The 23,594-nt window shown below is 75.9% G+C and carries 27 protein-coding genes and 1 pseudogene; 15 read left to right on the top strand and 13 right to left on the bottom strand.

Annotated features, from left to right (window positions below; all coding sequences use genetic code 11):
- Positions 1-13 precede the first annotated feature (13 nt).
- On the top strand, positions 14-334 hold the full coding sequence (locus HNR12_RS09700) for a DMT family transporter (RefSeq protein ID WP_179767181.1): 321 nt from the start codon (positions 14-16) through the stop codon (positions 332-334).
- A gap of 50 nt (positions 335-384) precedes the next feature.
- Complete coding sequence (locus tag HNR12_RS09695; protein WP_179767180.1) at positions 385-777, top strand: DMT family transporter; 393 nt, start codon at positions 385-387, stop codon at positions 775-777.
- Between the two features lie 62 nt (positions 778-839).
- On the opposite strand, the gene HNR12_RS09690 is transcribed toward HNR12_RS09695, so the two are convergent.
- A complete protein-coding gene (locus HNR12_RS09690) occupies positions 840-1,331 on the bottom strand; it encodes a YbaK/EbsC family protein (RefSeq protein WP_179767179.1) in 492 nt (163 codons plus the stop codon).
- A gap of 147 nt (positions 1,332-1,478) precedes the next feature.
- On the opposite strand from HNR12_RS09690, the gene HNR12_RS09685 reads away from it, so the two are divergent.
- From HNR12_RS09685 to HNR12_RS09655, 7 genes are all read left to right on the top strand, one after another.
- On the top strand, positions 1,479-1,997 hold the full coding sequence (locus HNR12_RS09685) for an XRE family transcriptional regulator (protein WP_179767178.1): 519 nt from the start codon (positions 1,479-1,481) through the stop codon (positions 1,995-1,997).
- 351 nt (positions 1,998-2,348) lie between these two features.
- A complete protein-coding gene (locus HNR12_RS09680; protein ID WP_179767177.1) occupies positions 2,349-3,302 on the top strand; it encodes a chlorinating enzyme in 954 nt (317 codons plus the stop codon).
- Between the two features lie 20 nt (positions 3,303-3,322).
- Complete coding sequence (locus HNR12_RS28370) at positions 3,323-3,586, top strand: phosphopantetheine-binding protein (protein ID WP_179767176.1); 264 nt, start codon at positions 3,323-3,325, stop codon at positions 3,584-3,586.
- 10 nt (positions 3,587-3,596) lie between these two features.
- Positions 3,597-4,361, top strand: a complete 765-nt coding sequence (locus HNR12_RS09670; protein WP_179767175.1) for a thioesterase II family protein — start codon at positions 3,597-3,599, stop codon at positions 4,359-4,361.
- Positions 4,358-6,025: an amino acid adenylation domain-containing protein gene (locus HNR12_RS09665; protein ID WP_179767174.1), complete on the top strand. Its 1,668-nt coding sequence runs from the start codon at positions 4,358-4,360 to the stop codon at positions 6,023-6,025. Before HNR12_RS09670 ends, HNR12_RS09665 begins: the two co-directional genes overlap by 4 nt.
- Positions 6,022-7,215 (top strand): acyl-CoA dehydrogenase family protein, encoded by a 1,194-nt coding sequence (locus HNR12_RS29505; protein ID WP_179767173.1) that lies wholly within the window; start codon positions 6,022-6,024, stop codon positions 7,213-7,215. The genes HNR12_RS09665 and HNR12_RS29505 overlap by 4 nt, the downstream gene beginning before the upstream one ends.
- 95 nt (positions 7,216-7,310) lie before the next feature.
- Positions 7,311-8,780 carry a cation:proton antiporter domain-containing protein gene (locus HNR12_RS09655; protein ID WP_179767172.1) on the top strand — a complete coding sequence of 490 codons (1,470 nt, stop codon included), beginning with the start codon at positions 7,311-7,313 and terminating at the stop codon, positions 8,778-8,780.
- Between the two features lie 79 nt (positions 8,781-8,859).
- Here the strand turns inward: HNR12_RS09655 and HNR12_RS28365 are convergent, their stop codons facing one another.
- Genes HNR12_RS28365 through HNR12_RS28355 form a run of 3 tightly spaced genes read right to left on the bottom strand, consistent with a single transcriptional unit; the run spans position 8,860 to position 10,495 of the window.
- A complete protein-coding gene (locus HNR12_RS28365; RefSeq protein ID WP_338119747.1) occupies positions 8,860-9,336 on the bottom strand; it encodes an alpha/beta hydrolase in 477 nt (158 codons plus the stop codon).
- The gene (locus HNR12_RS28360; RefSeq protein ID WP_246425408.1) at positions 9,333-10,160 is read right to left on the bottom strand and encodes an alpha/beta fold hydrolase; all 828 of its coding nucleotides are present in this window, start codon (positions 10,158-10,160) and stop codon (positions 9,333-9,335) included. The genes HNR12_RS28365 and HNR12_RS28360 overlap by 4 nt, the downstream gene beginning before the upstream one ends.
- 14 nt (positions 10,161-10,174) lie before the next feature.
- Positions 10,175-10,495 (bottom strand): hypothetical protein, encoded by a 321-nt coding sequence (locus tag HNR12_RS28355; protein ID WP_246425043.1) that lies wholly within the window; start codon positions 10,493-10,495, stop codon positions 10,175-10,177.
- Positions 10,496-10,678: 183 nt separating this feature from the next.
- On the opposite strand from HNR12_RS28355, the gene HNR12_RS29740 reads away from it, so the two are divergent.
- Complete coding sequence (locus HNR12_RS29740; protein WP_386693050.1) at positions 10,679-11,296, top strand: GPP34 family phosphoprotein; 618 nt, start codon at positions 10,679-10,681, stop codon at positions 11,294-11,296.
- 44 nt (positions 11,297-11,340) lie between these two features.
- Positions 11,341-11,844 (top strand): cupin domain-containing protein, encoded by a 504-nt coding sequence (locus HNR12_RS09640; RefSeq protein WP_217781665.1) that lies wholly within the window; start codon positions 11,341-11,343, stop codon positions 11,842-11,844.
- 55 nt (positions 11,845-11,899) lie between these two features.
- Here the strand turns inward: HNR12_RS09640 and HNR12_RS09635 are convergent.
- The 4 genes and pseudogenes from HNR12_RS09635 to HNR12_RS09620 all read right to left on the bottom strand — a co-directional run bounded on the left by HNR12_RS09635 (position 11,900) and on the right by HNR12_RS09620 (position 15,201).
- Positions 11,900-12,777: pseudogene (locus HNR12_RS09635) on the bottom strand (IS5 family transposase).
- Between the two features lie 57 nt (positions 12,778-12,834).
- On the bottom strand, positions 12,835-13,347 hold the full coding sequence (locus tag HNR12_RS09630) for a MarR family winged helix-turn-helix transcriptional regulator (RefSeq protein ID WP_179767170.1): 513 nt from the start codon (positions 13,345-13,347) through the stop codon (positions 12,835-12,837).
- 156 nt (positions 13,348-13,503) lie between these two features.
- The gene (locus tag HNR12_RS09625) at positions 13,504-14,196 is read right to left on the bottom strand and encodes a carbon-nitrogen hydrolase family protein (RefSeq protein ID WP_179767169.1); all 693 of its coding nucleotides are present in this window, start codon (positions 14,194-14,196) and stop codon (positions 13,504-13,506) included.
- Positions 14,197-14,343: 147 nt separating this feature from the next.
- Positions 14,344-15,201 carry an SDR family NAD(P)-dependent oxidoreductase gene (locus HNR12_RS09620; RefSeq protein ID WP_179767168.1) on the bottom strand — a complete coding sequence of 286 codons (858 nt, stop codon included), beginning with the start codon at positions 15,199-15,201 and terminating at the stop codon, positions 14,344-14,346.
- A 190-nt stretch (positions 15,202-15,391) separates the two neighbouring features.
- On the opposite strand from HNR12_RS09620, the gene HNR12_RS09615 reads away from it, so the two are divergent.
- On the top strand, positions 15,392-15,979 hold the full coding sequence (locus tag HNR12_RS09615; protein ID WP_179767167.1) for a histidine phosphatase family protein: 588 nt from the start codon (positions 15,392-15,394) through the stop codon (positions 15,977-15,979).
- Positions 15,980-16,015: 36 nt separating this feature from the next.
- On the opposite strand, the gene HNR12_RS09610 is transcribed toward HNR12_RS09615, so the two are convergent.
- From HNR12_RS09610 to HNR12_RS09595, 4 genes are all read right to left on the bottom strand, one after another.
- Positions 16,016-17,659, bottom strand: a complete 1,644-nt coding sequence (locus HNR12_RS09610) for a pyruvate, phosphate dikinase (protein WP_179767166.1) — start codon at positions 17,657-17,659, stop codon at positions 16,016-16,018.
- Positions 17,656-18,285, bottom strand: coding sequence for a transcriptional regulator (locus HNR12_RS09605; protein ID WP_179767165.1), 630 nt, complete (start codon positions 18,283-18,285; stop codon positions 17,656-17,658). The genes HNR12_RS09610 and HNR12_RS09605 overlap by 4 nt, the downstream gene beginning before the upstream one ends.
- Positions 18,286-18,297: 12 nt before the next feature.
- A complete protein-coding gene (locus tag HNR12_RS09600) occupies positions 18,298-19,422 on the bottom strand; it encodes a TetR/AcrR family transcriptional regulator (protein ID WP_179767164.1) in 1,125 nt (374 codons plus the stop codon).
- 228 nt (positions 19,423-19,650) lie between these two features.
- On the bottom strand, positions 19,651-20,295 hold the full coding sequence (locus tag HNR12_RS09595; protein WP_179767163.1) for a winged helix-turn-helix transcriptional regulator: 645 nt from the start codon (positions 20,293-20,295) through the stop codon (positions 19,651-19,653).
- Between the two features lie 179 nt (positions 20,296-20,474).
- On the opposite strand from HNR12_RS09595, the gene HNR12_RS09590 reads away from it, so the two are divergent.
- Both HNR12_RS09590 and HNR12_RS09585 read left to right on the top strand, forming a co-directional pair.
- Positions 20,475-21,158 carry a DUF998 domain-containing protein gene (locus HNR12_RS09590; protein WP_179767162.1) on the top strand — a complete coding sequence of 228 codons (684 nt, stop codon included), beginning with the start codon at positions 20,475-20,477 and terminating at the stop codon, positions 21,156-21,158.
- 61 nt (positions 21,159-21,219) lie between these two features.
- A complete protein-coding gene (locus HNR12_RS09585) occupies positions 21,220-21,426 on the top strand; it encodes a DUF4287 domain-containing protein (protein WP_179767161.1) in 207 nt (68 codons plus the stop codon).
- Positions 21,427-21,562: 136 nt separating this feature from the next.
- Here HNR12_RS09585 and HNR12_RS09580 read toward each other — a convergent pair whose 3' ends face one another.
- On the bottom strand, positions 21,563-22,588 hold the full coding sequence (locus tag HNR12_RS09580; protein ID WP_179767160.1) for a DMT family transporter: 1,026 nt from the start codon (positions 22,586-22,588) through the stop codon (positions 21,563-21,565).
- 82 nt (positions 22,589-22,670) lie between these two features.
- Between HNR12_RS09580 and HNR12_RS09575 the strand changes: the two genes are divergently transcribed.
- Positions 22,671-23,594, top strand: a complete 924-nt coding sequence (locus HNR12_RS09575; RefSeq protein ID WP_179767159.1) for a LysR family transcriptional regulator — start codon at positions 22,671-22,673, stop codon at positions 23,592-23,594.

Here is a 23,594-nt window from a genome sequence, read left to right as displayed (position 1 = left end):
TGAAAGGACCACCATGAGCTGGCTCTACCTGGGAATCGCCGTGATCTTCGAGATCGCGGTCGCGCTGTCGGCGAGCAAGGCCAAGGGGTTCACCCACGCGGGGTGGACCGCCGCCACGCTCCTCAGCGGCGGTATCGCGACGTTCTTCCTCAGCCTGGCGCTGCTCACCTTCGACGTGGGTGTCGGCTACGCGCTCTGGACCTCGGTGGCCGGTGCCGGGATCGTCGTCGTCGGGGCCCTCTTCCTCGGCCAGCGCCTGGACTGGCGCAAGCTGCTCGGCATCCTCGCGGTCGTCGTCGGTGTCGTCGGCCTCCAACTCAGCGGCACCGCCTGATCCGCGTTCCCCGCCCCCACACCACTCCACCCGAAAGGAAGCAACGAGAAATGACCGCGTCCACCACGTCCCCCGCCGCCGCCTCCCCCGACACCGCCGGCAAGGCCGGAGCCTGGCTGGTGCTCCTGCTGGCCGGCGCGTTCGAGGTCGGCTACGCGCTCAGCGTCGGCGGCAGCGAGGGCTTCACCCGCGTCGGCTGGTCGGTCTCCGCCGTGGTCTTCTTCCTCCTGACGCTGTTCGCCCTCAGTGTCGCGCTGAAGAGGATCGACGTCGGGATCGGCTACGCCGTCTGGGCCGGCCTGGGCGCCGTGGGCGCCGCGGTGCTGGGGCCCGTCTTCTTCGACGAGACGCTCACCCCCGCCAAGGCGCTGTGGCTGGCCGTCATCATCGGCGGAGTCGTCTGGCTCAAGCTGGCCGACCGCCCGGCCCGGGCGGAAGGGTAGCGCCGGTGGGGCCGTGCGCCGCCGGGTCTGACCCGTGCCCGGCGGCACACGGCCGCGGCCCTTTAGGCCGTGACAGGAAGCAGGACTCCGCCGGTCAGGCGGACGAGTTCGTCGGCGGTGGTGGGAAAGACCGTGTGCGGTGTTCCGGCCGCCGCCCATACCTGCGGGTAGTCGGCCAGGGCGGAGTCGACCACGGCGGGCAGCCGGCGAGGGTGGCCGACCGGGGCCACGCCGCCGATGGCCTGGCCGGTGGCCTCGCGCACCTGGTCGGGGGTGGCGCGGCGGAGCCTGCCGCGTCCCCACCGGGCGGCGAGGGCCGCGGTGTCGACCCTGTGCCGGCCGCTGGTCATGACCAGGACGGCCTCGTCGTCGGAGATGAACACCAGGCTGTTGGCGATCGCGCCGACCTCGCAGCCCAGCGCGGCGGCCGCCTCGGCGGCGGTCCGGGTGGAGTCGGAGAGTTGGCGCACCGTGCCGGCGGCGCCTTCGGCGGCGAGGACGCGGGCGACCTCGGCGCTGCGCTCGGGCAGCGGCCTGCTCGTCGTCGATTCCATGGGACCCCCTATGCCGCTGCGCCGCCCGCCACCCCGGCGGGCGCGGCTGTGTCGTTCCGTAAACGGAACGATGTGCCTATGGAACGATAGACCCGACGGTAGCTGTGATCAACCCGCCGCGACCGGCCGGGACGCAGAGGGGGCGGCATGGGGTTGGCGGTCCAGGTCGGTCTCCGGCTGCGCGAGCTGCGCGTCTCCAGGGGCCTGTCCCTCTCCGAGCTGGCCCGCCGCTCGGGCGTGGGCAAGGGAACCCTGTCGGAACTGGAGGGCGGCCGCCGCAACCCCACCCTCGAGACGCTGTACGCCCTGACCACCGAACTGGGGGTGCCGCTGAGCAGCGCGCTGGCCGGGCCGGCCGCGCCGGTGGGCATCTCCGGCGACGCGGTGGACGCGGTGCTCACCGACCGGTACGAGGACGCCGACGCGGTGACCGAGACCTACCGGATCCGGGTCCGGGCTGCGGCCGTCCAGCACTCACCCGGGCACACCCGGGGCACCACCGAGCACGTCGTGGTGCTGTCCGGCACGGTCCTGGTGGGCGACCCGGCCGCGCCGGTGCGGGTGCCCGCGGGCGGGCACACGCGCTGGGCCGCCGACGTTCCGCACGTCTACCAGGCGCCCGACGGCGACGCCGAGGCCGTCCTGGTCGTGCGCTACCCCCGCTGAACCCTCGCCGAAACCCCGCGGAAACCCCGCCGAAGCGGGGGAGGAGCGCGCCGGTCGGGGCTTTTCGGACTCCGCCGGGCGGCTTTTTCGGCATATCCGCAGTTCCTCCACCGGGGCGCGGGCGGCGGCCTGGAAAACGATCATCGCGTCTACCGGGGACTTCTCCCGCGACTGTTGACGCGGCAGGGAACTAGTGATGAAATCCGTTCACCGGGTGAGCCGAATGAACCCCGTGGATATCTCCGACTCCTGTTCCGGACGTCCCTTCGCCGTGATCGAAAATCTTCCGCTCCGAACGTTTATGTTGCGTTTCCGCGCCTGCCCTTCGGCGCGCCTCAAGAAAGTTGAGTCATGGGAAACCCCGCCGACGCGAAAACGTTCTACCTCAGCTCCGAAGAAATCGAGCAGTTCCACCGTGACGGCTACATCGGGCCGTTCGACCTCTACGAGAAGGAGGAGATGGAGGCCCACCTCCAGGCCCTGCGGCCCAAGCTCCTCAACACCAAGAAGGCGATCTACGGCGGCGGCAGGACGGTCTCGGGCACCACCAACCTGGCCAACTACGACCGCCACCTGGACATCGACTTCCTGGCCGACCACATCACCCGGCCCGAGATCGTCGACCGGGTCTCCAGCCTGCTGGGGCCCAACACGCTGTGCTGGCGCACCGAGTTCTTCCCCAAGTACCCCGGCGACGAGGGCACCGACTGGCACCAGGCCGACAACTTCTCCAATGTCGCCGGCTCCAAGCACCCGCAGATCGTCTGGCCCGAGGACGCGGAGTTCGGCGGCACCATCACGGTATGGACGGCATTCACCGACGCGACCGTCGAAAACGGCTGCCTGCAGTTCATCCCCGGCTCGCACAAGTCGATGAACTACGACGAGTCCAAGGTGATGGAATACAATTCAGAGAACATTAACAAGGTTGAAAAGAACGGCGTGCGCCGGGGCTTCTTCGGCTACGACTACCGGCAGTTGCAGAAGGACCCCAACTGGAGCCCGGACGAGTCCAAGGCGGTCTCCCAGGTGATGCGCCAGGGCCAGTTCATCGTGTTCTGGTCGACGCTGATGCACGCCTCCCACCCGCACAGCGGACTCACCGACCAGATGCGCCTGGGATTCGCCGCCCGCTATCTGCCGACGCAGGTGCGGGTCTACCCCTACTCCACCGAACTGGAGGAGTTCGGCGGCGACGCGAGTCTGGCCAAATTCGGCAACGTCCTGACCTCCGGCGAGGACACCTTCGGACACAACCGGTTCGTGGACCGCACGGTGACCGGGCACCCCTTCCGCACGCGCTGAACCCCGAAAGGACCGCCACCGTGTCGAACCGCACGCCGGCCGCCCCGCTCACCCAGGAGGGCCTGGAGGAGTGGGTGGTCACCGCCTGCACGGGCCTCGGGCTGAACGCCAAGGACGCCGACTCCGACTTCTTCGAGGCCGGAGGCAACTCGCTGACCGCGATCCGCCTCATCTCGCAGGCCGAGGAGTCGTTCGGCGAGGACGTCCTCCCGCCGGAGGACCTGTTCGCCGAGAGCTCCGTCCGCCAGATCGCCGCGACGATCCTGCGTAACGCGCGCGGCTGAGAGCGCGGCCGTGCAGCTCGACAGCGACACCTGGCTGCCCCTGATCCGGCGCGCGTCGGAGCCCCTCCGGCTGCGCCTGGTGTGCTTCCCCTACGCCGGGGGCAGCCCCGACCTGTTCCGCACCTGGGCGCAGCCCCTCGACCCCGGCACGGAACTGCTCGCTGTCCGGCTGCCCGGCCGCGGCCCGCGGCTGCGGGAGCCGCTGTATGAGGACTGGGAGCCGCTGGTCGCCGACACCTTCGGCGCGCTCGCGGCCGCGGGCGTCCTGGCCGAACCGCACGCGTTCTTCGGGCACAGCTTCGGCGCCCGGCTCGCCTACGAGGTCGCCCGCCGCACGGCGGCCGCCCACCCGGGGCTGACCCGGCGGCTGTTCGTCTCGGGCTGCCGCAGCCCCGACCACCCGCAGCACCGGCCCTACCTGCACGACCTCCCCCACGACACCTACCTGGACTCGGTCCGCGCCATGGGCGGCCTTCCGGCCGAACTGCTGGCCAACCGGGCCATGCTGCGCCTGTTCGTGCCCACCATGCGCGGCGACATGCGGCTCGCCGAGCTGTGGGGCGACATGCACGGCGGATCCCCGTCGGACGTGCCGATCACCGCCATGTACGGGCGGGACGACCCGGTCGACGGGCGCGCGGCCACCCTGGGCTGGCCGCGCTACGGAGGCCCGGGCTCGGAGTTGCTGGAGATGCCCGGAGGCCACTTCTTTCTGGACACCCACCGGGAGCTTGTGGTGAAGACCGTGAACGCGAGGCTGGTGAGCGACGGATGAGCGGCGCGGGGAGCCGCCCGGGCGAGGCCGTCGAGGCGACCGAGGCCGCCCTGGCGGCCCACCGGGCCCTCAACGGCGCCGCTGACGACCCCTATCCGGAGCGCGGTGTCGCCGAGCTGTTCGAGGCGCAGGCGGCCCGCCGCCCCCGGGCCACCGCGCTCGTCCACCACGGGCGCCGGATGAGCTACGCCGAACTGGACGAGCGCGCCGACGCGCTGGCGGCGGCGCTGCGGGCGGCCGGCGCGGCGCCGGGCGAGGCGGTGACCGTCGTCCTGCCCCGGTGCCCCGACCTCGTCGTCGCGCTGCTGGCGATCCTCAAGTGCGGCGCGGTGTACCTGCCGGTGGACGCCGCCTGGCCCGACGAGCGCCTGCGCACGCTGCTGGACGCCGCCGCCTCGCGGCTGGTGGTGGCGCGGGAGGCGGACACGGCGGCCCTCGGCGCCCGGCTGCCCGGGCGGCGGGTGCTGGCCGTGGAGTCGGCGCGGCCCGACGACGGCGCGGCCCCGGCCCCGGTGTACCGCGCCGGCCCCGACGACCTCGCCTACATCAACTTCACCTCCGGCTCGACGGGCCTGCCCAAGGGCGTGCCGGTCCGCCACCGCGGCATCGTGCGGCTGGTGCACGGGGCGCGCTACGCCCGCCTGGACGAGCACGCGGTGCTGCTGCAGATGGCGCCGGTGACCTTCGACGCCGCGACCTTCGAGATCTGGGGCGCGCTGCTCAACGGCGGCACCCTGGTGCTGTACCCGTCGCCGTTCATCCGGCTGGGCGAACTGCGCCAGGTCCTGGCCGAGCACGGCGTGACGGTGCTGTTCCTGACCACCGCGCTGTTCAACGCCGTGGTCGACGAGGCCCCCGACACGCTGGCCGTCCTGCGCACCGTCCTCACCGGCGGCGAGGCGCACTCGCTGCCGCACATGGCCCAGGCGCTGCGGCACTACGGCACCGACCGGATCGTCAGCGTCTACGGGCCCACCGAGTGCACCACCTTCGCCACCTACCACCCGGTGCGCGAGCTGCATCCCGAGGAGCCCAGCCTGCCGATCGGCCGCCCCATCCAGCACACCCGCGCCTACCTGGTCGAGGACGGGCGGCTGTGCGAGCCCGGGGAGTCCGGCGAGGTGCTGCTGGCCGGGCCCGGGCTGTCGCCCGGCTACCTGGGGCTGCCCGACGTCAACGCCCGGCAGTTCGCCGACCTGGTGATCGGCGGGCAGCGGGAGCGGGTGTACCGCACCGGCGACCGGGCCCTGCTGTCGCCGCGCGGGCACCTGGTGTTCCAGGGGCGCACCGACGACCAGGTGAAGGTCAACGGCTTCCGCATCGAGCTGGGCGAGATCGCCCACCACCTGCAGACCCAGCCCGAGGTGCGGCGCTGCTACGTCACCACCCGGCCCAGCGGCCAGGGCGGCCTGGAGCTGGTGGGGTTCGTGGTCCCGGCCGCCGAGGGCTGCGATATTGCGGCGGTGCGGGCGCGGCTGCGCGCGGTGCTGCCGGCCTACATGGTCCCGGCGGTGATCCGGGTCCGCGACGACCTGCCGCTGACCATCACCGGCAAGGTCGACCGGGCGGCGCTGCTGGCCTCGCTGGAGGAGCCCTCCGGGCCGGATTCGCCCGCGCCGGGCGGCTCCGCCTCGGCGCGGTCGGCCTCGGGGGCGGCCACGTGAGCCCCGCCGGCGCGGCCGCGGTCCCGGCCGACCACCAGCCCTCCTGGGAGTTCCCCTTCTACGACACCGGCCACGACGAGTTCCGCGCCTTCGTACGCGCCCGGCTGGGCGAGGCCGTGCTGCCGTTCGCCGACGACTGGGAGCGGCAGGGCTTCGTCGGCGACTCCGGCTGGGCGGCCCTGGGCGCCGCCGGGCTGCTGCGCGAGGCCCACAGCGGCGCGGGCTTTTTGCGCAGCGCCGTGCTGCTGGAGGAGCTGGGCGCCACCGGCTACGCCGGGATCCGGTCGTCGGTTGGCGTCCACGCCTACATGGCGGCGTCCTACCTGCTGCTGTTCGGCTCGCAGGCCCAGCGGGCGGCCTGGCTGCCCGCCGCCCAGCGCGGCGAGCGGGTGACGGCGCTGGCCATCACCGAGCACCAGGCGGGATCGGACCTGAGCGACCTGCGGACGGTGGCCGAACCGCGCCCCGAGGGCGGGTTCCGGCTGGACGGGAGCAAGTGCTACATCGCCAACGGCACGCGGGCCGGCCTGCTGGTCGTGCTGGCCCGGACGGGCCAACCGCGCCCGGGGGGCACCGGCCACGGCCTGGCGGGCGCGGGCCTGCTGCTGGTGGACGCCCGCGCCCCGGGGGTGGTGCGCCGTCCGCAGCCCATGTCGGGGTACCGGTCCGCCGACATCGCCGAGATCGACTTCGACGGCGTGGAGCTGCCGGCAAGCGCGCTCCTGGGCCGCCCCGGGCGGGCGCTGCTGCAGCTCATGCGCGCCCTGGACTTCGAGCGGCTGGTGGCCGGCCTGCTGGCGGTCGGCGGGGTCCGCCACACCCTGGAGCTGCTCGCCGCCCACCTGGCCGCCCGGCAGCTGAACGGCGGCCGCCTGGGGGAGCGGCAGGCGGTCCGCCACCAGGTCGCCGACCTGCTGGCGGAGTACGACACGGTGCGCCGCTACGCCCACCACGCGGCGTGGCTGCACGCCCAGGGCCGGCTGGACACCCGGACCGCGTCGGTGGTCAAGCTGCGCGCCACCGAACTGGCCGTGGCGGCGGCGCAGACCTGCGCGCGGCTGCACGGCGCCCAGGGCTGTCTGGAGTCCTCCGCCGTGGCGCGGGTGCACCGCGACGCGCTCGCCGGAACGGTCGCGGCGGGGGCCAGTGAACTGCTCCGCGACCTCATCGCCGAGGCGGGCGCGGCATGACCGCGCCGCCACCCCCCGAGTCCCCGGACTCCTCGCCGCCGCCCCGCGTGCCGCCGCCGCCCTGTGCGACGGAGGCGGCGCGACCGGCGCCGGCGGTGCCGGACCCGCCGGGGGAGGGGGCCGCGGAGCGGCCCGCCCCCGGCCGGCGGGGCCGGCGCTGGCTGCTGGCCGCCGCGCTGACCGGCACCGTGCCGCTGGTCGCGATCGTCGCGGCCGCGGTGGCGGCCGGAAGCCTGGCCTCCGGCGGCGGGCAGGGGCCCGTCGAGACCGGCGGCTTCCTGCAGTTGGGCGCCACCGGGCACTTCTTCCTCGCCGCGGCGGCGGTGCTGGCGGCCGCCCGCGCCGGGGGCGCGCTGGCCCAGCGGGTCGGCCAGCCCCGGGTGGTCGGCGAGATCTGCGCCGGGCTCGCCCTGGGACCCTCGCTGCTGGGCCGCCTGGCGCCGGGGGTGATGGACTGGCTCTTCCCGTCCGCCGTCCTGGCGCCCATCGACGGGCTGGCGCAGTTCGGCCTGGTGCTGTTCATGTTCGGTGTGGGCCGCGAACTCGCGGGGATGCGGCTGCGCGGGGCGACGGGCCGGGCGCTGCTGGTCAGCCAGGCGTCGATGGCGGTGCCGTTCGCGCTCGGCGCCCTGGCGGCGGTGCCGCTGGCCGCCGCCTTCGCCGGTCCCAACGGCAGCGGCGCCGCGTTCGTGCTCTTCATGGGCTGCGCGCTGAGCATCACCGCGTTCCCGGTGCTGGCGCGGATGCTCACCGACCTGCGCCTCTTGCGCACCGAGGTCGGCGGGCTGAGCCTGTTCGCCGCCGCGGTCGGCGACGGCGCCAGCTGGCTGGTATTGGCGGCGGTCCTGGCCGCCGCGGCCGGCTCCGCGCCGATGGTGGTCATGGTCAACGGCGTGGCCACCGTGCTGGTGGTGGCGCTGTTCCTGGGCCCGGTGAAGCGGCTGCTGGGCCGCTGGGCGCAGCGCGCCGGCGGCGGCGCGAGCGAGTCGCTGGTGCTGGCCGTCGGCGTGGCGGCGGCCGCGGCGCTGACCGCCGCGCTGGGCGTGCACCAGCTGATCGGCGCGATGCTGGTCGGGCTGGCCTGGCCCGGAACCGCCCCGGGCGCGGACACGGGCCCGGTCGGCCGGTTCATCCGGGTCGCCGACCAGCTGACCGCGACCGCGCGCAACGTGCTGCTGCCGTTCTTCTTCTTCGGCTTCGGCCTCACCGCGGACCTGGGCGCCCTGGACTGGACCGGGCCGGCGCTGCCGGCGTTCCTGGTACTGCTGGCGCTCGCGGTGGCCGGCAAGGTCGTGGGGCCGGGCGTGTGCGCCTGGCTGCTGGGCATGGCCCCGCGGTCGGCGCTCATCCTGGGCGCCCTGCTCAACGCGCGCGGCCTCACCGAGCTGATCGTCATCCAGATCGGCTACGACGCCGGCATCATCGACGCCCCGATGGCCGCCGTCCTTACCCTGGTCGCCCTGTGCACCACGATGATGACCGGTCCGCTCCTGCGGCTGCTGCGGGCCGCGCCCGAGGAGGAGCCGCGCGCCCCCGACCGGCGGCCCGCCGAGGCGAGCCGCTGACGGGCGGCAAGAGCGCCGGGGCGGGGCGGGCGGACCCGCCCCGCCGGGGGTCACGGGCGGCGGGCGGTGCCGCCCGCGGTCAGGGGGTGCTCCGCAGGCGGTCGAGCGTCTCGGCCCGCAGGTGCCGGGCCTCGTCGTCGAGTTGCCGGTCCAGGCCGGCCGACGCCCCGCAGGAGGTGTCCCGCTTCGGGAGCGCGCCCTCGACCAGGAACTCCGTGGCGGTGTTCCAGGCGCAGGCGTTGTCGCCGAAGACGTAGACGCCGTGCCCGCCCGCGTCCACGCTCACCAGCCGGGCCCGGTGGCCGAACCCCTCCCGGAGCAGCCGCCCGCCCACGTGGGGCGTTGCCGGGTCGCGCCGGTTCTGCAGGAGCAGGACGTTGCGCGGGCCCTCCGCGGAGACCTCCACCGGCGGCTCGGCCGGCTCGTGCGGCCAGAAGGCGCAGGGCGTGATGTTGGCCGCGGCGGCGCCGTAGAGCGGGTACCGCTCGCGGTCCTGGGCGACGGCGCGCCGGTAGGTGTCGACGTCCTCGGCCCAGTCGGTGTCGTTGCAGGTCACCGCGAGGAACGCCGACCAGGTGTTGTCGTAGGGAGAGAGAGTTGCGCGCCCGGTGCCGGGTCCGCGGCGCCCGCGCCGGCGGCGGGCGGGCCGACGGGCACCCCGCTGTCGGCCAGGTGCCGCCGGACCGCCGCCTCGTCGGAGTCGCGCACCGACTCCCACAGCCGGGCGGTGGGCGCGTACTGCGCCTCGCCGTAGAGGCCCACGGAGGTCGCCAACCGGAAGACGCGGCCGTCCACGCCGGCCACGGGGGTGTGGTCCAGCCGCTCGGCGAGTTCGGTGTAGGTCGCGCGGACCGCCTCCGGGGTGCGGCCCAGGCCGTAGCTCGCGTGCCGCGCCGCCGCCCACCGCGCGAAGTCGGGGAAGGCCTCCTCGGCGCCCAGGCCGAACCGGCGCATGGCGTCGCGGCTCAGGTGGGCGCCGCCGAGGTTGCTGTCGAGCACGACCCGGTCGGTGCGGTCGGGGAACATCGAGGCGTAGGCGGCGCCCAGGGCCGACCCGTAGGACAGCCCGAAGTAGGACGCCCTGTCCTCGCCCAGCGCGGCGCGGATCCGGTCGAGGTCGCGCGCGGTGTTCGCGGTGGTGATGTGGCGCAGCCGCCCGTGGGGGTCGTTGGCCGCGCACTGGTCGGCGACCGCCTCGGCGAGCGCGGCCTGCTCGGCGACCGCCGCGTCGTCGGCCGCGTAGGGCGGGATGTTGCCGTAGTACTCCTGGTCGGCGGTGAACCCGCAGCTCACCGGAGCGGAGTGCCCGACACCGCGGGGGTCCATGCCGATCAGGTCGTAGCGGTCGGAGACACCGGCGGGCAGGCCGAGGGCCGCCAGGTCGGCCGGCAGGGTCAGCCCGGACCCGCCGGGGCCGCCGGGGTTGAGCAGCAGGATGCCGCGCCGCTCCTCGGGCCGGGGGCGGCCAGCCGGGAGACCATGATGTCGATCGCGGCGCCCTGGGGGTCGGTGTAGTCCAGGGGCACCGGCACGGTGGCGCACCGCAGCTCCGGAGCCTGGGCCGCGACGTCCTCGCGGCAGGCGCCCCACTCCACCGGCGCCGCCGGCACCCCGCCCGTGTCGTCGGCCGCGGCCGGTGCCGCGACCAGCGACCCGGCGAGGCCGATCACCACCACGGGGGCCAGGTGCCGGGCCGCGCTCCGCCTTCGTCGCATGTTCGTCCTCCTGGGGGTGTGGATTCCTGCGGTCCCCTGCCGCTCCGGCTCCGCGGGGCGCGCTCCGGACCGCCGCCAGGGGGTGCGCCCTCAGCCTGCGGCCGCCCCGCGGCGCCCGCCAGTGACACCGCTCATGACTTCCACCAGACGAATGTCATGGCGGAGTCATGACGCCGGCGCACTGTGCGACGGCCGCCGCGGCGGCTGGAACGGCGGGGGCGGCGCCACCACGGCGCGGGCCCGGCCACGGCAGGGGGCGCGAGAACCGAGGAGGCCCGTGTGCGGCGCGCCGCTGATCGTCGAGGACCCGATGCCGCTGCTGGTCGTCCGCGGTCGGGCGCGTTCGCCGGGGAGGGCGGCGCGCTCCCGCACACCCTGGCGGGCGCGGCGCTGGTGGAGGTGGCGGGTGGTGGGCGGGTCGACATCGACCCGCCCACCACGGCGCGCGGCCGCACGGTGCGCGCCGCCGGGGCCGCGCCGCCGGCCGGCCCGCTCCTGCGCGAGGTGTGGGAGCGCGCCGCCCGCGATCCCGCGGACGTGCAGGCGCTGGTCCTGCGGATCGGGCCCGTGCTGCGCGCGGGGGTACCTTCGTCCTGCCCCACGCCCGACCGGAGGGACCGGCCCGCCCCGGCGCGGACGCCGTCCAAAGGGTGCCGAAGGCCACACGCGGCCGCGGGCGGCGCGGCGGCGCGGCGGCCGTGCTGGTGGGGCGGTACGGGCCGTCCCGCGCACCGTCGCGTGGGAGGCGCGCGCGTCCCGTCACTCCCGAAGTCCCTTGCCGTAAGGGGTTTTCGCGCATAATGTCTGCCTGTGCAAGCAAATATCTCAGGCGAGGAGTGAGCGGGATGAAGACCGAGGACGCGGTGGAGAACCCGTACGGAGTCCCCGTGGTGGCGCTGCCCGACGAGGTGGAGTCCCAGGGCTACTACAACACCGAGTTGGAGGTGATCCTCAGAGGGGAGCAGACAGGGGGGCGGTTCTTCATGATCCGCCAGCGCGCCATGCGGCCCGAGGACGCGCCGCCCTTCCACCTGCACACCCGCGAGGACGAGATCTGGCTGGTCAACAGCGGGCGGTTCCGCTTCTGGATCGGCGGGGAGTCCCTGGCCACGGCGACCACCTACGACGTGGGGCCGGGGGCGGTGGTCTACGGGCCGCGCGACGTGGCCCACAGCTTCCAGCCCCTGGACGGCGCCGGCGACGTCACCATCCTGTGGGGCCCCGCCGACAGCCAGAGCTACTTCCTGAGCGTGGGCGAGGCCGAGGAGCGCGAGGACTTCGAGCACCTCGACCGCCTGGAGGCCATCGGCGTGCGCGTGCTGGACCGGGCCCCGGTCGACGGCGCGTGACGCCCCGCGCCGCCCGCCCCGGCCCGGGGCGGGCGGCGCGCACGTGGGGGCCGGGCTAGGCAGTGTTTGTTGAACGGGTAAGGTCGCGTAGCCAGATTCTGATCGAGGCCACCTGGACGGTGCCCTCGAAGATCACGGCCCGCTTGTCATAGCGGGTGGCCACCGCGCGGTTCTGCTTGAGCAGGTTGATCGCGCGCTCGACGGTGTTGCGCAAGCGGTAGGCCTCCCGGTCGAAGGACGGGGGCCTGCCGCCCGCCGAACCGCGCCGCAGCCGGTTGGCCCGCTGGTCGGCGGGCTCGGCGATGGTCGCCTTGGTCTTGCGCCGGCGCAGGTAGGACCGGTTGGCGCGGCTGGAGTAGGCCTTATCGCCCAGCAACCGGTCCAGGCGGGTGCGCGCCCGCCCTTGGGAGCGCGCCAGGCGCAGCCGCTCCAGCAGAGGCCGCAGCATCACCGTGTCGGCGTGCTGGCCGGGGGTGAGGGCCAGGACCAGCGGCCGCCGGCGGGTGTCGGCGATCAGGTGGAGCTTGGTGGACCAGCCGCCCCGCGAGCGCCCGAGTGCTTGGGCCCTGTCCCCTTCGTCCCGGGCCGCCTCCCCTTTTTTGGGGCTCCGGCGGCGTGGTGGTGGGCGCGGATCACGGTGGAGTCGATACCGGCGGTGAGTTCGGCGCCGGTGAGGGCGTCGATGCGCAGCCGGTCGGCGATGCGCTGCCAGGTGCCGTCCAGGCACCAGCGGCGGTGGCGTCCGGCGGCGGTTTCCCAGGGGCCGTAGCGTTCGGGCAGGTCGCGCCAGGGGATGCCTGTCCTGGTGCGGTAGAGGATGGCGTTGATGACGCGGCGGTGGTCGGCCCACCGCTTGCCTTTGCGGGGGTGGGCGGGCATGAGCGGGGCGAGCAGGTCCCACTCGGCGTCGGTGAGTTCATGGCGTCGGACCATGGATCCCAAGGATTACCGAAGACCAGCCCGCCCCGCAGACCTTTCAAAAAACAGGACCTAGGCCCGGGAGGACGCCGCCTTGCCCGCGGGCGCGGGTTCGGCGTCGTCGCCGGGTCCGTCCTCGGCGCCGGCCTCGGGGTCCAGCCGCTCCCAGACCTCGGCGAGGTTGCGCAGGTGGTCGTCGTCGAGCCGGCTGAAGAAGAGCTCGCGCAGGTCGCTGTGGTGGCGGCGGCGCGCCCGGCGGATCAGGGCCCGCCCGCTCGGGGTCAGGGTGACGTCGAAGCCGCGGCCGTCGATGGTCGACCGCCGGCGTTCGATCAGCCCGCGGCGCTGGAGGCGGTCGGCGAGCCGGGTGAACCCGCCGCTGGACATCAGGTGGCGCTGGGCCAGGATGGACATGCGCAGGCCCGCGGGTCCGGCCTCGTGCAGCAGGCTCAGCACGCTGTACTCGGCCATGCTGACGTTCAGCGAGGCGAGCCTCTCGGCCAGCGCCCGCCACAGCCGGTCGTGGGTCACCAGGAACCCCGCCCAGGCCGCCTGTTCAAGGTCTGTGAGACCGTCGCTCGCCATGGCGGCACGGTATCCGCATCCCCCGAACGCCACCAACTCACCCCGGCCGCCTCCGCGGGGACCCCGTCCACCCGATGCGGACGCGGATGCGGGCGCGGGTGCGCGGTGTCCGGCCCGCACGGTCTCCGCCGCGCCCCAGCGCGCCGGAGCACGCGGTCACGCGGTGAGGACCGCCCGGGCGATCTCGCCGGGCCGGGCCCCCGCCTCGGCGAGGAGGCCGCCATCGGGGGACCAGACCCCCGAGCGGCCCGAGGTGCGGTCGAAGCCGCCGCCGGTCGGCCCCGCGAAGGCGGCGGTGGCCACCCACACGCCGTGGGCGGCGGCGACCCGGCGGGCGCGCTCGGCGTGCAGCCCGGCCTCGCGGTCGGTGTGGACGACCCCGGCCACGTAGCCGTCCATGCCCAGCGCCGCGGTGCGCGCCGCGTGCTCGGGGACCCCGGTGTCGCGGCAGACGGCGAGCCCCAGGCGCCAACCGTCCACCTCGACCACGGCCGGCTCGCCGGGCAGGAAGCGCTCGGTCTCGGCGCCGTGCGGGTGGACCTTCGCGTAGGCCGTCCGCGCGCCGGTTCCGTCGACCGCCAGGACCCCGATGTGCGGCCCGGGCACGGGCGCGCCCACCAGTGCGAGGGATTGGGTGCGGGCGCAGGCGGCGACCACGGGGTCCAGCCGCGGGTCGTCGGGCGGGACCACGGGCGCGTCCAGGTGGTACCCCGTCAGCGACATCTCGGGGAACACCACCACCCGCGCCCCGGCGGCCAGTACCGCCTCGGCGTGGGCGGCCGCGTTGGCCCGCACGTCGTAGGGCGTGCACCCGGGCTGCGCCACGGCGATGCTCAGCGACCGCCCCACGACTGGACCTCCTCGGCGCGTCCGCGCGGCGCCGCGCCGCCCCGTGCCCCCGTACCGGCCGGGGCGCGCGTGGCCTACCGTACCGGGGGCCCGGCCCGCGCGGCGGGGCCGGCCCCGGTACCGGCGCCCGGCCGGGGGCGGGGCGGCTCAGTTCCCGCCGTTCCCACCGTCGGTGTCGCCGTGGGCGGCCAGCGACAGGTGCTGGGTGTCGTCCCAGGTCTTCAGCCGGTCCGCGTAGACCTGCCGGATCATCGGGTAGAAGCCCTTGCCGAAGAGCACCCGCAGCGGCGGCTCGGGGGAGTCGACGATCGTGAGCAGCGTGCGGGCCGCGGCGGCCGGGTCGCCGGCGGGCGCGCCGGACATGGCGCCGGCCAGGCTCTTGCGCAGGTCGTCGTAGGCGGGGTGGAGTTGCGCCATGTGGCCGTTGTCGAGCGGGTCGGGGTTCTTGCCGCCGCGGGTGGCGAATCCGGCGGGCTCGATCACGGTCACCTTGACGCCGAATCCGGCGACCTCGCGGGCCAGGGTCTCGTTGAGGGCCTCCAGGGCCCACTTGGAGGCCTGGTAGGCCCCGCCGAGCGGCATCGCGATGAGCCCGGCGATGGAGGACAGCTGGACGATGTGGCCCGAGCCCTGCTCGCGCAGGTGGGGGAGTGCGGCCTGGACCACCCAGACGGCCCCGAACAGGTTGGTCTCGAACTGGTCGCGCAGTTCGCGCTCGGACAGCTCCTCGACCGCGCCGATCTGGGCGTATCCGGCGTTGTTGACCACGACGTCGAGCCGGCCGAAGTGCTCGGCGGCCCGCCGCACGCCCGTGAAGGCGGCGGTCCTGTCGGTGACGTCCAGTTCGACGGGGAGCACCGCGTCGCCGTAGGCGGCGACGAGCGCGTCCAATGAGGCGGTGTCGCGGGCGGCCGCGGCCACCCTGTCGCCGCGGGACAGCGCGGCCTCCACGAAGGCGCGGCCCAGGCCGCGGGACGAACCGGTGACGAACCAGACCTTGCTCATTGCCGCATCCGTTCTCTCGTTGTCGGCTTCCGGCCACCAGACACCGGGCTCCCGCGCCCTGTGACAGGGGCGCCCGAGTGACGCGCGCCACCCGGCGTGCGGGCGGCGGCCCGGCCTCGACCCGCGCGGCGCTCCCGGTTTAGGATGATGAGATCATTCGGATTCTCTCGGCATTGGAAAGTGGGCGGCGATGGCCACGCGGCACCTGTACGTGGTGAGGCACGGCGCGGCGGACCCCTTCGGCGAGCTGACCGAGGCGGGGGCGCGGCAGTCGGAGCTGCTGGCGGACCGCCTCGCGCGGCTGCCGGTGGACGCGGTGTGGCACTCGCCCCTGCCCCGGGCGGAGCGCTGCGCGCACATCATCGGCGCGCGCCTGCCGGGCGTTCCCGTGCGCGCGGCCGACGAACTCCTCGACCACGTGCCGCACGTGCCCGAGGACCCGCCGCCCGCCTGGGCCGGGTTCTTCGACGGCTACGACCGCGCCGAGGCCGACGACGGCCGGCGCCGCGCCGACGCCCTGGTCGAGCGGTTCGCCTGCCCCGCCCCCGCCGAGGCCTTCGAGGTCCTGGTCACGCACGCCTACCAGGTGGCGTGGCTGGTGCGCCACGCGCTCGGGGCGCCGGTGGAGCGCTGGCTGGAACTGGGCTGCGGCAACACCGCCCTGACCGCGATCGAGTACCGCGACGGCGCGGCGCCCGCTCTTCTGCTCTACAACGACATGGGCCATCTGCCCGCCGACCTGCGCTGGACGGGGTTCGGCCCGGGGGTGCGGCCCTGACGGGCGCCGCCCCCGGGCCGCGGCCCGGCAGCCTTCTCAGCCCGCGCCGCCCCCGCGCAGGACGGCGTGCGCGTCGGCCAGGCGGCGGGCCTCCGCGCGCGCCGAGTGGTCGCCCGACACCTCGTCGGCCCAAGAGAGAAGGCGGTCCAGGTGCGCGTCGGCGGTGCCGGCGGTGACCGGCGGGCTGCCGGCCACGACCTCGCCGCCGGTGCCGTCGATCGTCACCAGGGCGCCCTCGGCGAGGGCGCGCCCGCCGGCGCGGACCGCGGCCCCGGCGGGGTCGACGGCAAGGCCCGCGGCGCCCACGACGGCGGGTCTGCCCAGGGACCGCGCCACCACCGCCGCGTGGGAGGCCGTCCCGCCGCGCGCGGTCACGATCCCGGCCGCCGCGGCCAGGCCGCGCATGTCGTGCGGTGAGGTCTCGGGGCGCACCAGGATGACCGGCCCCTCGGCGGCCATGCGCACCGCCGCCTCCGCCGTGGTGGCGACGCGGCCGGCGGCCACCCCCGGGCAGGCGCCCACCCCCCGCACGAAGGCGTCGGCCCGCGCGGGGGCGGCGATGCGCGGGGTGCGGGCGTGCCGCAGCTGCCCGGGCGCCACCCGCAGCAGCGCCTCCTCGCGGGTGATCACCCCCGCATCGGCGAGCTCGGCCGCCACGCGCACGGCGGCGGCGCCGGTGAGGCGGCCGGGCCGCGCCTGCAGCAGCCACAGCCGTCCGGACTCGAAGGTGAACTCCAGGTAGCAGGCGTCGCGGTAGTGCCCCTCGACCCGGGCCAGGGCGCCGGTCAGCGCCGCCCACACCGCGGGCTCCCGCGCGCGCAGCGCGCGCAGCGGCGGGGTCGGCACGCGGCCGGAGACCACGTCCTCGCCCTGGCGGCCGAACAGGACGTCGCCGTAGGGGGTGTCCTCGCCGGTGGTGGGGTCGCGGCTGAACGCCACCCCGGTGCCGCTGCGGCCGTCGCGGTTGCCGAACACCATCGCCTGGACGACCACGGCGGTGCCCAGGTCGTGGGGGATGCCGTGCAGCTCGCGGTAGGTGCGCGCGCGGGCGGACTCCCACGAGGAGAAGACGGCCTGGACCGCGAGTTCGAGCTGCATTGCGGCGTCGTGGAGGACCGCGCGGCCGCACCGCCGCTCCAGCTCCGCCTCGGCGGCGGCGATCGCGCGCGCCGGCCGGTCGCATTCGGCGCCGGGGCCACCGGCGGCCCCGGCGTGAGGTGCGTCGGCCGCGTCGATCGCCGGTGCCGCGCAGGTCAGCGCCGCGGACAGGGACATGAGGAACCGCAGCCGCGACTCCAGGGCGAAGCGCGTGTCGCCGGTCTCGGCGGCCAGCCCCGCGGCGGCCTCGGCCGTGAGGCCCAGGTTGAGGACGGTGTCCATCATGCCGGGCATCGACACGCTCGCCCCCGAGCGCACCGACACGGCCAGCGGCCGCTCCGCCGCGCCGAACCGCCGCCCCGTCGCGGCGGCCAGGCCGTCGGCGGCGGCCGCCAGTTCGGCGCGGAGCCCCTCGGGCAGGCGCCCCTCGCGCAGGAACGCCCGGCAGGCGTCGGTGGTCACCACGAACCCCGGGGGCACCGGAAGCCCCAGGCGGTGCAGGGCCACCAGGCCGCGCGCCTTGGCGCCCACGGTCTCGGCCGGCTCGGCCAGGCGCGCCGACAGCGGGCGCACCCACCTCACCGGGGGATCCCCAGGGTGGCCAGGAAGTCCTCGTGCAGTTCGGCCCACACGGTGTGGTAGGACGCGAGGTCGTCGGCGACGTACCCCGGGTCGCCGGCCCGCGCCCGGTCCAGGGCGAAGGACAGCCGCGTCCGGTAGCGGCCGAACCGGGGCAGCGCCGCGGCCAGGTCGGCCAGGACGGCCTCCGCGCGCCCGTGCAGCCCGGCGAACCGGTCCAGGACGCGGGCGTCGTAGTCGGGGTCGGCGTGGTCGTTGACGGCCGCCGCGCCGTCGACGGTCCGCAGTTGCCAGGCCGTGCACAGGTCCAGGAGTTCGGGATTGAGCACCATGAAGCGCTCGTAGGCCGCGTGGACGGCCGGGCGGGCCCCGGCCGCCTCCAGTTCGCCGGTGATGCGCCGGGCGTCGGCGGCGCGCCCGGCCTCCGTGAGCCCCCACGCCGGCCACGGCCCGGCCGAACGCGTGACGAGGCCGTCGACCCCGAGGTCGATCAGCGCGGACTCCACCGCGGCCTCGTCCAGCCCGGTGGCCGCGGCCAGGCGGGCGACGGCGGAGTGGCCGACGCAGCGCAGGGCGTGGAGGACCAGCAGGTCGTCGGCGGTGGGAGGGGGAGGGGAAGGCAGGTTCATCGTGGTTTCCCGTCAGCGTGGGGAGTGGTCGGTGGCGGCGGTGGCGGCCGCGTAGGCGGCGCCCCGCCCCTGGGCCCGTGCGGCGAGTACGCCGGCGTGGACGCGCACGGCCGCCTCGGTGTCGTCGTCGGCGCCGGGCAGGCCGAGGGCCGCGGCCACCCCGGCGGTGTCGTCCACCACCAGCCGCAGCGGCCGCCATGTCCGCGGCGGGAACACCCGCCGCAGGCACGCGGCGAGGTCGGCCACCCGGAGCCGGACGAGGGCGCCGGTCTCGGCCGGATCGCCGGTGACCACGACGACGGTCGCCTGGTCGCCCCGCCGCGCCGCGCGGACGGCCTCCTCGGCCGCGCCCAGGCGCCGGGCGCCCAGCACCGCCACCAGGCCGTCGGCGCCGAGGTCGACCGGGTCGCCGGTGAGGTGGTCCACCGCGCCCTCCGGTGGGGACCAGGGGTCCCGGCACGGAGCCGCGGGCGTGACATAGGGCAGGTGGGAGGGGGCCCAGGTGTCGGCGAGGTCGAGGCCGGCCAGGTGCGCGCAGGCGCGGGCGCGGTCGAAGGGGTCCCCGAAGCCCGGCGCCGTCTCGGCCAGGAAACCCGCGCCGCCCAGCAGGGTCAGGGCGAGTTCGGCCAGCCGCACGCGGCGCGCCGGGGGGCCGGCCGATTCGCCGCCGGGCGGCCCGCACGCCTCCAGCCCCAGCCCGAGCAGCAGCGCCTCCAGCCGCGCGACCTGCGCGAGCACGGTGCGCCCGGGTTCGTCGTCCACCACACCCACCAGGGAGCGCAGGTGCAGGCGGCCCCCCGCGGCGGTGTCGTCGACCAGCGGCAGCCGCTCCAGCCAGGCGCGGGCGAACGCGCCGAGCGCCTCCGCGGCGTCGGCCGGGGGGGCGTCCGGGACGCCGGGCGCCCCCCGGGACGCGGCGGGGGCCGCCTTCTCGACCAGGTCCGCCAGCACCGCCAGGTACAGCGCCCGCTTGCCGGGGAAGTTGGAGTACACCGCGCCGCGGGTCAACTCCGCCCGTTCGGCGATCCGGTCGACCTTGGCCGACGCGTAGCCGTACTCCACGAACTCCTCGCGCGCCGCCGCCAGCACGGCGGCCCGGGTGCGCGCCTGCTGCTGGGCGCGTGTCAGTCGGACCATCACGCTCCTTCCCTCGGTGGCGCAATCAGGATACGCACATAATCCAGATGTTGGCGACATCTGAATTGCCGGCGTCGTCGATGGGCGGGGCGCCGCGAGGTGGGGAACAGGCGCGGGGCCGCCTCGAACCCGGTGGGCACGGCCTCCACCGCGAAGGCGAACCGGCTCCGCGCGCCGCCGGCGGCGGGCCCCGGCGGTCGCGACCGCCGCAGGGAGGCGCCCCGCCGTTTACAGGCGGAACAGTTCGGTGAACCGCCGCAGCAGAGCGGGGTCCCCCTGTACCCGCACGTCGCCCTGGGCGAGGGCCTGGTCGGGGGAGGCGGCGCCGGTCAGCAGCCGGCGCAGCCCGTCCTCGGGGCCCCGCTCGATGACGAGGTCGGGAGCGGGATGGGGGCCGATCCCCACCGCCAGCGCCCCCTCGGTGACGTCCACCCGGAGGGTGAAGCCCATGCGGACCTCGTAGCCGGCGGTCACGCCGCGGGCCGCCTCGGGGCGGAAGGAGGTGCGGAACGCCATGGCGACCGACTCCGGGGTGACGACCTCGCCGGGGCGGGGCTCGGACATGGTCCGCGCGCCCCAGCGGCCCAGGGCGATCAGCGCCGGCTCCAGGTCGCGGCCGTGGTCGGTGAGTTCGTAGACGACGGCGCGCTCGGGGCGGGGCAGGGCGCGGCGGAGGACCAGACCGGACTCCTCCAGTTGCTTGAGGCGCGCCGACAGGATGTTGGTGGGGATGGCGGGCAGGCCCGTGCGCAGGTCGGTGTAGCGCTGCGCGCCGCTGAGCAGGTTGCGCACGATCAGCAGGGTCCACCGCTCACCGACCGTCTCCAACGCGCGGGCCAGGCCGCAGAACTGTCCGTACTCACGAGCCGCCATGGTCCAGATCCTATCCCAAGCTTCGTTTGACAAAGCTTACTTGCAAAAGACAAGCTTGCTTCGCAACAGGAACGGAGACGGCGGCCCCGCACGGCACCGCCGCCGCCTCCCGCCCTCCGCCACCACTCCGGCCACCGCCCGCGCCGCCGCGCGGCCCGCCACGATCGAGGAAGCAGACCATGACTGCGACGACCACCGCCGCGCCCGCGGCCCCCGCCGCGTCCCCGGCCGCCGCCGCGCCCGCGCGGCCCGCGACACGCGCCCTCCTGGCCGCCGGTATCGCGGCCGGCCCGCTGTTCCTGGGCGCGGGCCTGGCCCAGGCCCTCACCCGCGACGGCTTCGACCTCTCCCGCAACGCGCTCAGCCAGCTCAGCCTCGGCGACCTCGGCTGGATCCAGGTCACGGCGTTCCTGGCCACCGGCCTGCTGGTCATCGCGGGCGCGGTGGGGATCCGCCGGGCGCTGGGGGCGGGCCCCGGCGGGCGCTGGGCGCCCCGGCTGGTCGGGGTGTTCGGGGTGTCGTTCCTGGTCGCGGGGGTGTTCCCGGCCGACCCGGGTGCCGGGTTCCCGCCGGGGACCCCCACCGGACCGGCGGCCGCGATGAGCCTTCCCGGGGCCGTCCACATGCTCGGCGGCATGGTCGGCTACCTCGCCCTGTGCGCGGCGTTCGTGGTGCTGGCCCGGCACTTCGCGGCCCGGGGCCTGCGCGGCTGGGCACGGGCCACGCGGCTGGTGCCCGCGGCGGTGGTGGCGGGGTTCGCCGCCTCGGCGGTCGCCGTGCCCGCCTTCACGGCCGGCGCCGGCCTGGGGCTGCTCTGGCTCACCGCGGTCGCCGCCCGCCTGCTGCCCGCCTCCGGACGCTGACCGCCGTCCACCGCCCCCACCCGCCCCCACCGCGATGCCCCCACCTGATGAGGAGACCGGCATGCCCGCACACGAGAAGGGCCCCACCAGCTACTTCCCGGCGATCGAGAAGAAGTACGGCCGTCCTGTCCAGGAGTGGACCGACCTCATCCGCGCCGCGCCCCTGACCAGGCACGGCGAACTGGTCGCCTGGCTCAAGGCCGAGCACGGGCTGGGCCACGGACACGCCACCGCGCTCGTCGCCCACACCCGCGCCCAGGGCGCCTGAGCCGCCGCGCGCGAGCGCGGGCGGGGAGGCGGGCCCCTGCGGCGGGCTGGCCGCGCCGGAGGCGCCCGGCCGACGACGCCGCCGACGCCGGGCCCCCGCGCGGGACCGGCCCGGCGGACGGCCGGGCCGGTCCGCGTCAGCGGCGCGTGGCCAGGATGACACCGGCCAGGCAGAGCACGCCGCCCGCCAGCGCGAGCGCGGTGGGCACCTCGCCCAGCAGGAGCCAGGACAGGCCAACGGTGACCGGCGGCGACAGGTAAGTCGCGGCGGTGGTGCGGCCCGCGGTCCAGTGGGACAGCACGTAGCCCCAGCTGAGGAAGCCGACCGCCGTCGGGAAGACGCCCAGGTAGAGCACTGCCGCCACGGACCCCGCCGGCGCCGCGGCGAGTTCGTCCAGCAGGACGGGCAGGAACGGCAGCAGGGCCGCGGTGCCGGCCAGGGCGCCGATCCACGTCATCGTCGCCGCCTCGACGCGGGCCAGCAGGCGCTTCTGGAGGAGCACGGCCGAGGCGTAGAGCACGGCGGCCAGCACCGCCAGCCCCACGCCGGCGGCGTCGACGTGCCCGGTGAACCCGGTGGCGGCGATCAGCGCGACACCGGCGAACGCGATGGCGACCCCGGCGCCGAGCCGGGCGCTCAAGCGCTCGCCCAGCACCAGCACGGCGGCCACCGCGACGAGGATGGGCGCGGTCGACACCAGCAGCGCCGCCGTCCCGGCGTCCACCAGCCGCTCGGCGGCGTTGAGCGCCACGTTGTACCCGCCGAACCACACGACGCCCCAGAACGCCACGAGGCCCAGCAGCCCGCCCCGGGGCAGGCCGCGGGCGGGCGCCGGGGGCGCCGCCTCGGCCGGCCGCGCGGCGGCCCGCCGCCGCGCGGCCGCGGCGACCGCGACGAACAGGCTCAGCGCCAGGGAGGCCGCCGCCATACGGCCCAGCGCCATGGCGCCGGGGGAGAAGTCGTGCCCGGCGGAGCGGATCCCGACGAACGCCGAGGCCCACAGCAGCACGGTGGTCCCGGCGGCCAGGACGAGCGTCCAGGCCGGCGGGCGCGCGGCCCCGCCCCCGGCGGCCGGGCGCGAGGCGGCGGGGGCGGCGGGCGGGGCGGCGGCGCTCTCCAGGCCGCCGGACTCGGGGATCTCAAGGCTCTGCGGACGTGTCATGACTGCGATTGTGGCGCCCGCGCGGATTCAGTACCAGCGACTCTTTCTTCACGACCGTTCAGTCCTGCTGTATGGTCGCGACATGCTCGACGTCCACCGCCTCCAGGTGTTCCGCTCCGTCGTGGCGTCCGGATCGGTCCAGTCGGCCGCCGCCAACCTCGGCTACACGCCCTCCGCCGTCAGCCAGCACCTCACCGCCCTCCAGCGCGAGACGGGCCTCACCCTCTTCGCGCGCGCCGGACGCGGGCTGCGCCCCACCGCCGCCGCCCACGCGCTGGCGGCCGAGGCCGACCGGGTGCTCGCCCGCCTGGGCGAGGCGGAGTCGCTGGTGGCCGACCTCCGCTCGGGCCGCACGGGCTCGCTGTCCATCGCCTACTTCGCGTCGGTCGGCTCGGCGTGGATGCCGCACGTGGTCCGGCGGCTGGACACCGACCTGCCGGGCGTGCGGCTCAACCTCTCCCTGAGCGAGCACATCCCCGACTCCCCCGAGGAGCGCGCCGACGTGCAGGTGGTCGTGGCCCGGACCGGGTTCGACCCGGGCACCGGGTTCACCGCCCACCACCTCCTCGACGACCCCTATGTGGCGGCGCTGCCGCGCGGCCACCGGCTCGCGGGCCGGGACGAGGTCGAACTCGCCGAACTGGCCGAGGACCGGTGGATCGACAACGACTTCGCCCGCGGCTGGTGCCGGGCCAACCTCATGGAGTCGTGCACGGCGGCGGGCTTCAGCCCGAGCTTCCACGTCGAGGCGCACGACTACCCCACCGCGCTGGCGTTCGTCCAGGCCGGGATCGGCCTCACCGTGCTGCCCTCGATCGGCGCGGCGCACCCGCCCGGCGGTGTCACGTGCGTCCGCCTGGTCCGCCCCACCCCCGTCCGGTCGATCTACGCGGTGGTGCACGACGCGGTCGAGCACACCCCGGCGGCGCGCACGGCCGTGGCCGTGCTCCGCGAGGTCGCCGCCCAAGGCCGCGGGGCGCGCGGCGCGCGCGGGCCCGCCGACTGA

Origin of the sequence: Streptomonospora nanhaiensis, from assembly GCF_013410565.1 — a bacterium.
In the GTDB taxonomy this organism is placed as follows: Bacteria; Actinomycetota; Actinomycetes; order Streptosporangiales; family Streptosporangiaceae; genus Streptomonospora; species Streptomonospora nanhaiensis.
This window is presented reverse-complemented; position numbering and strand designations above follow the sequence as displayed.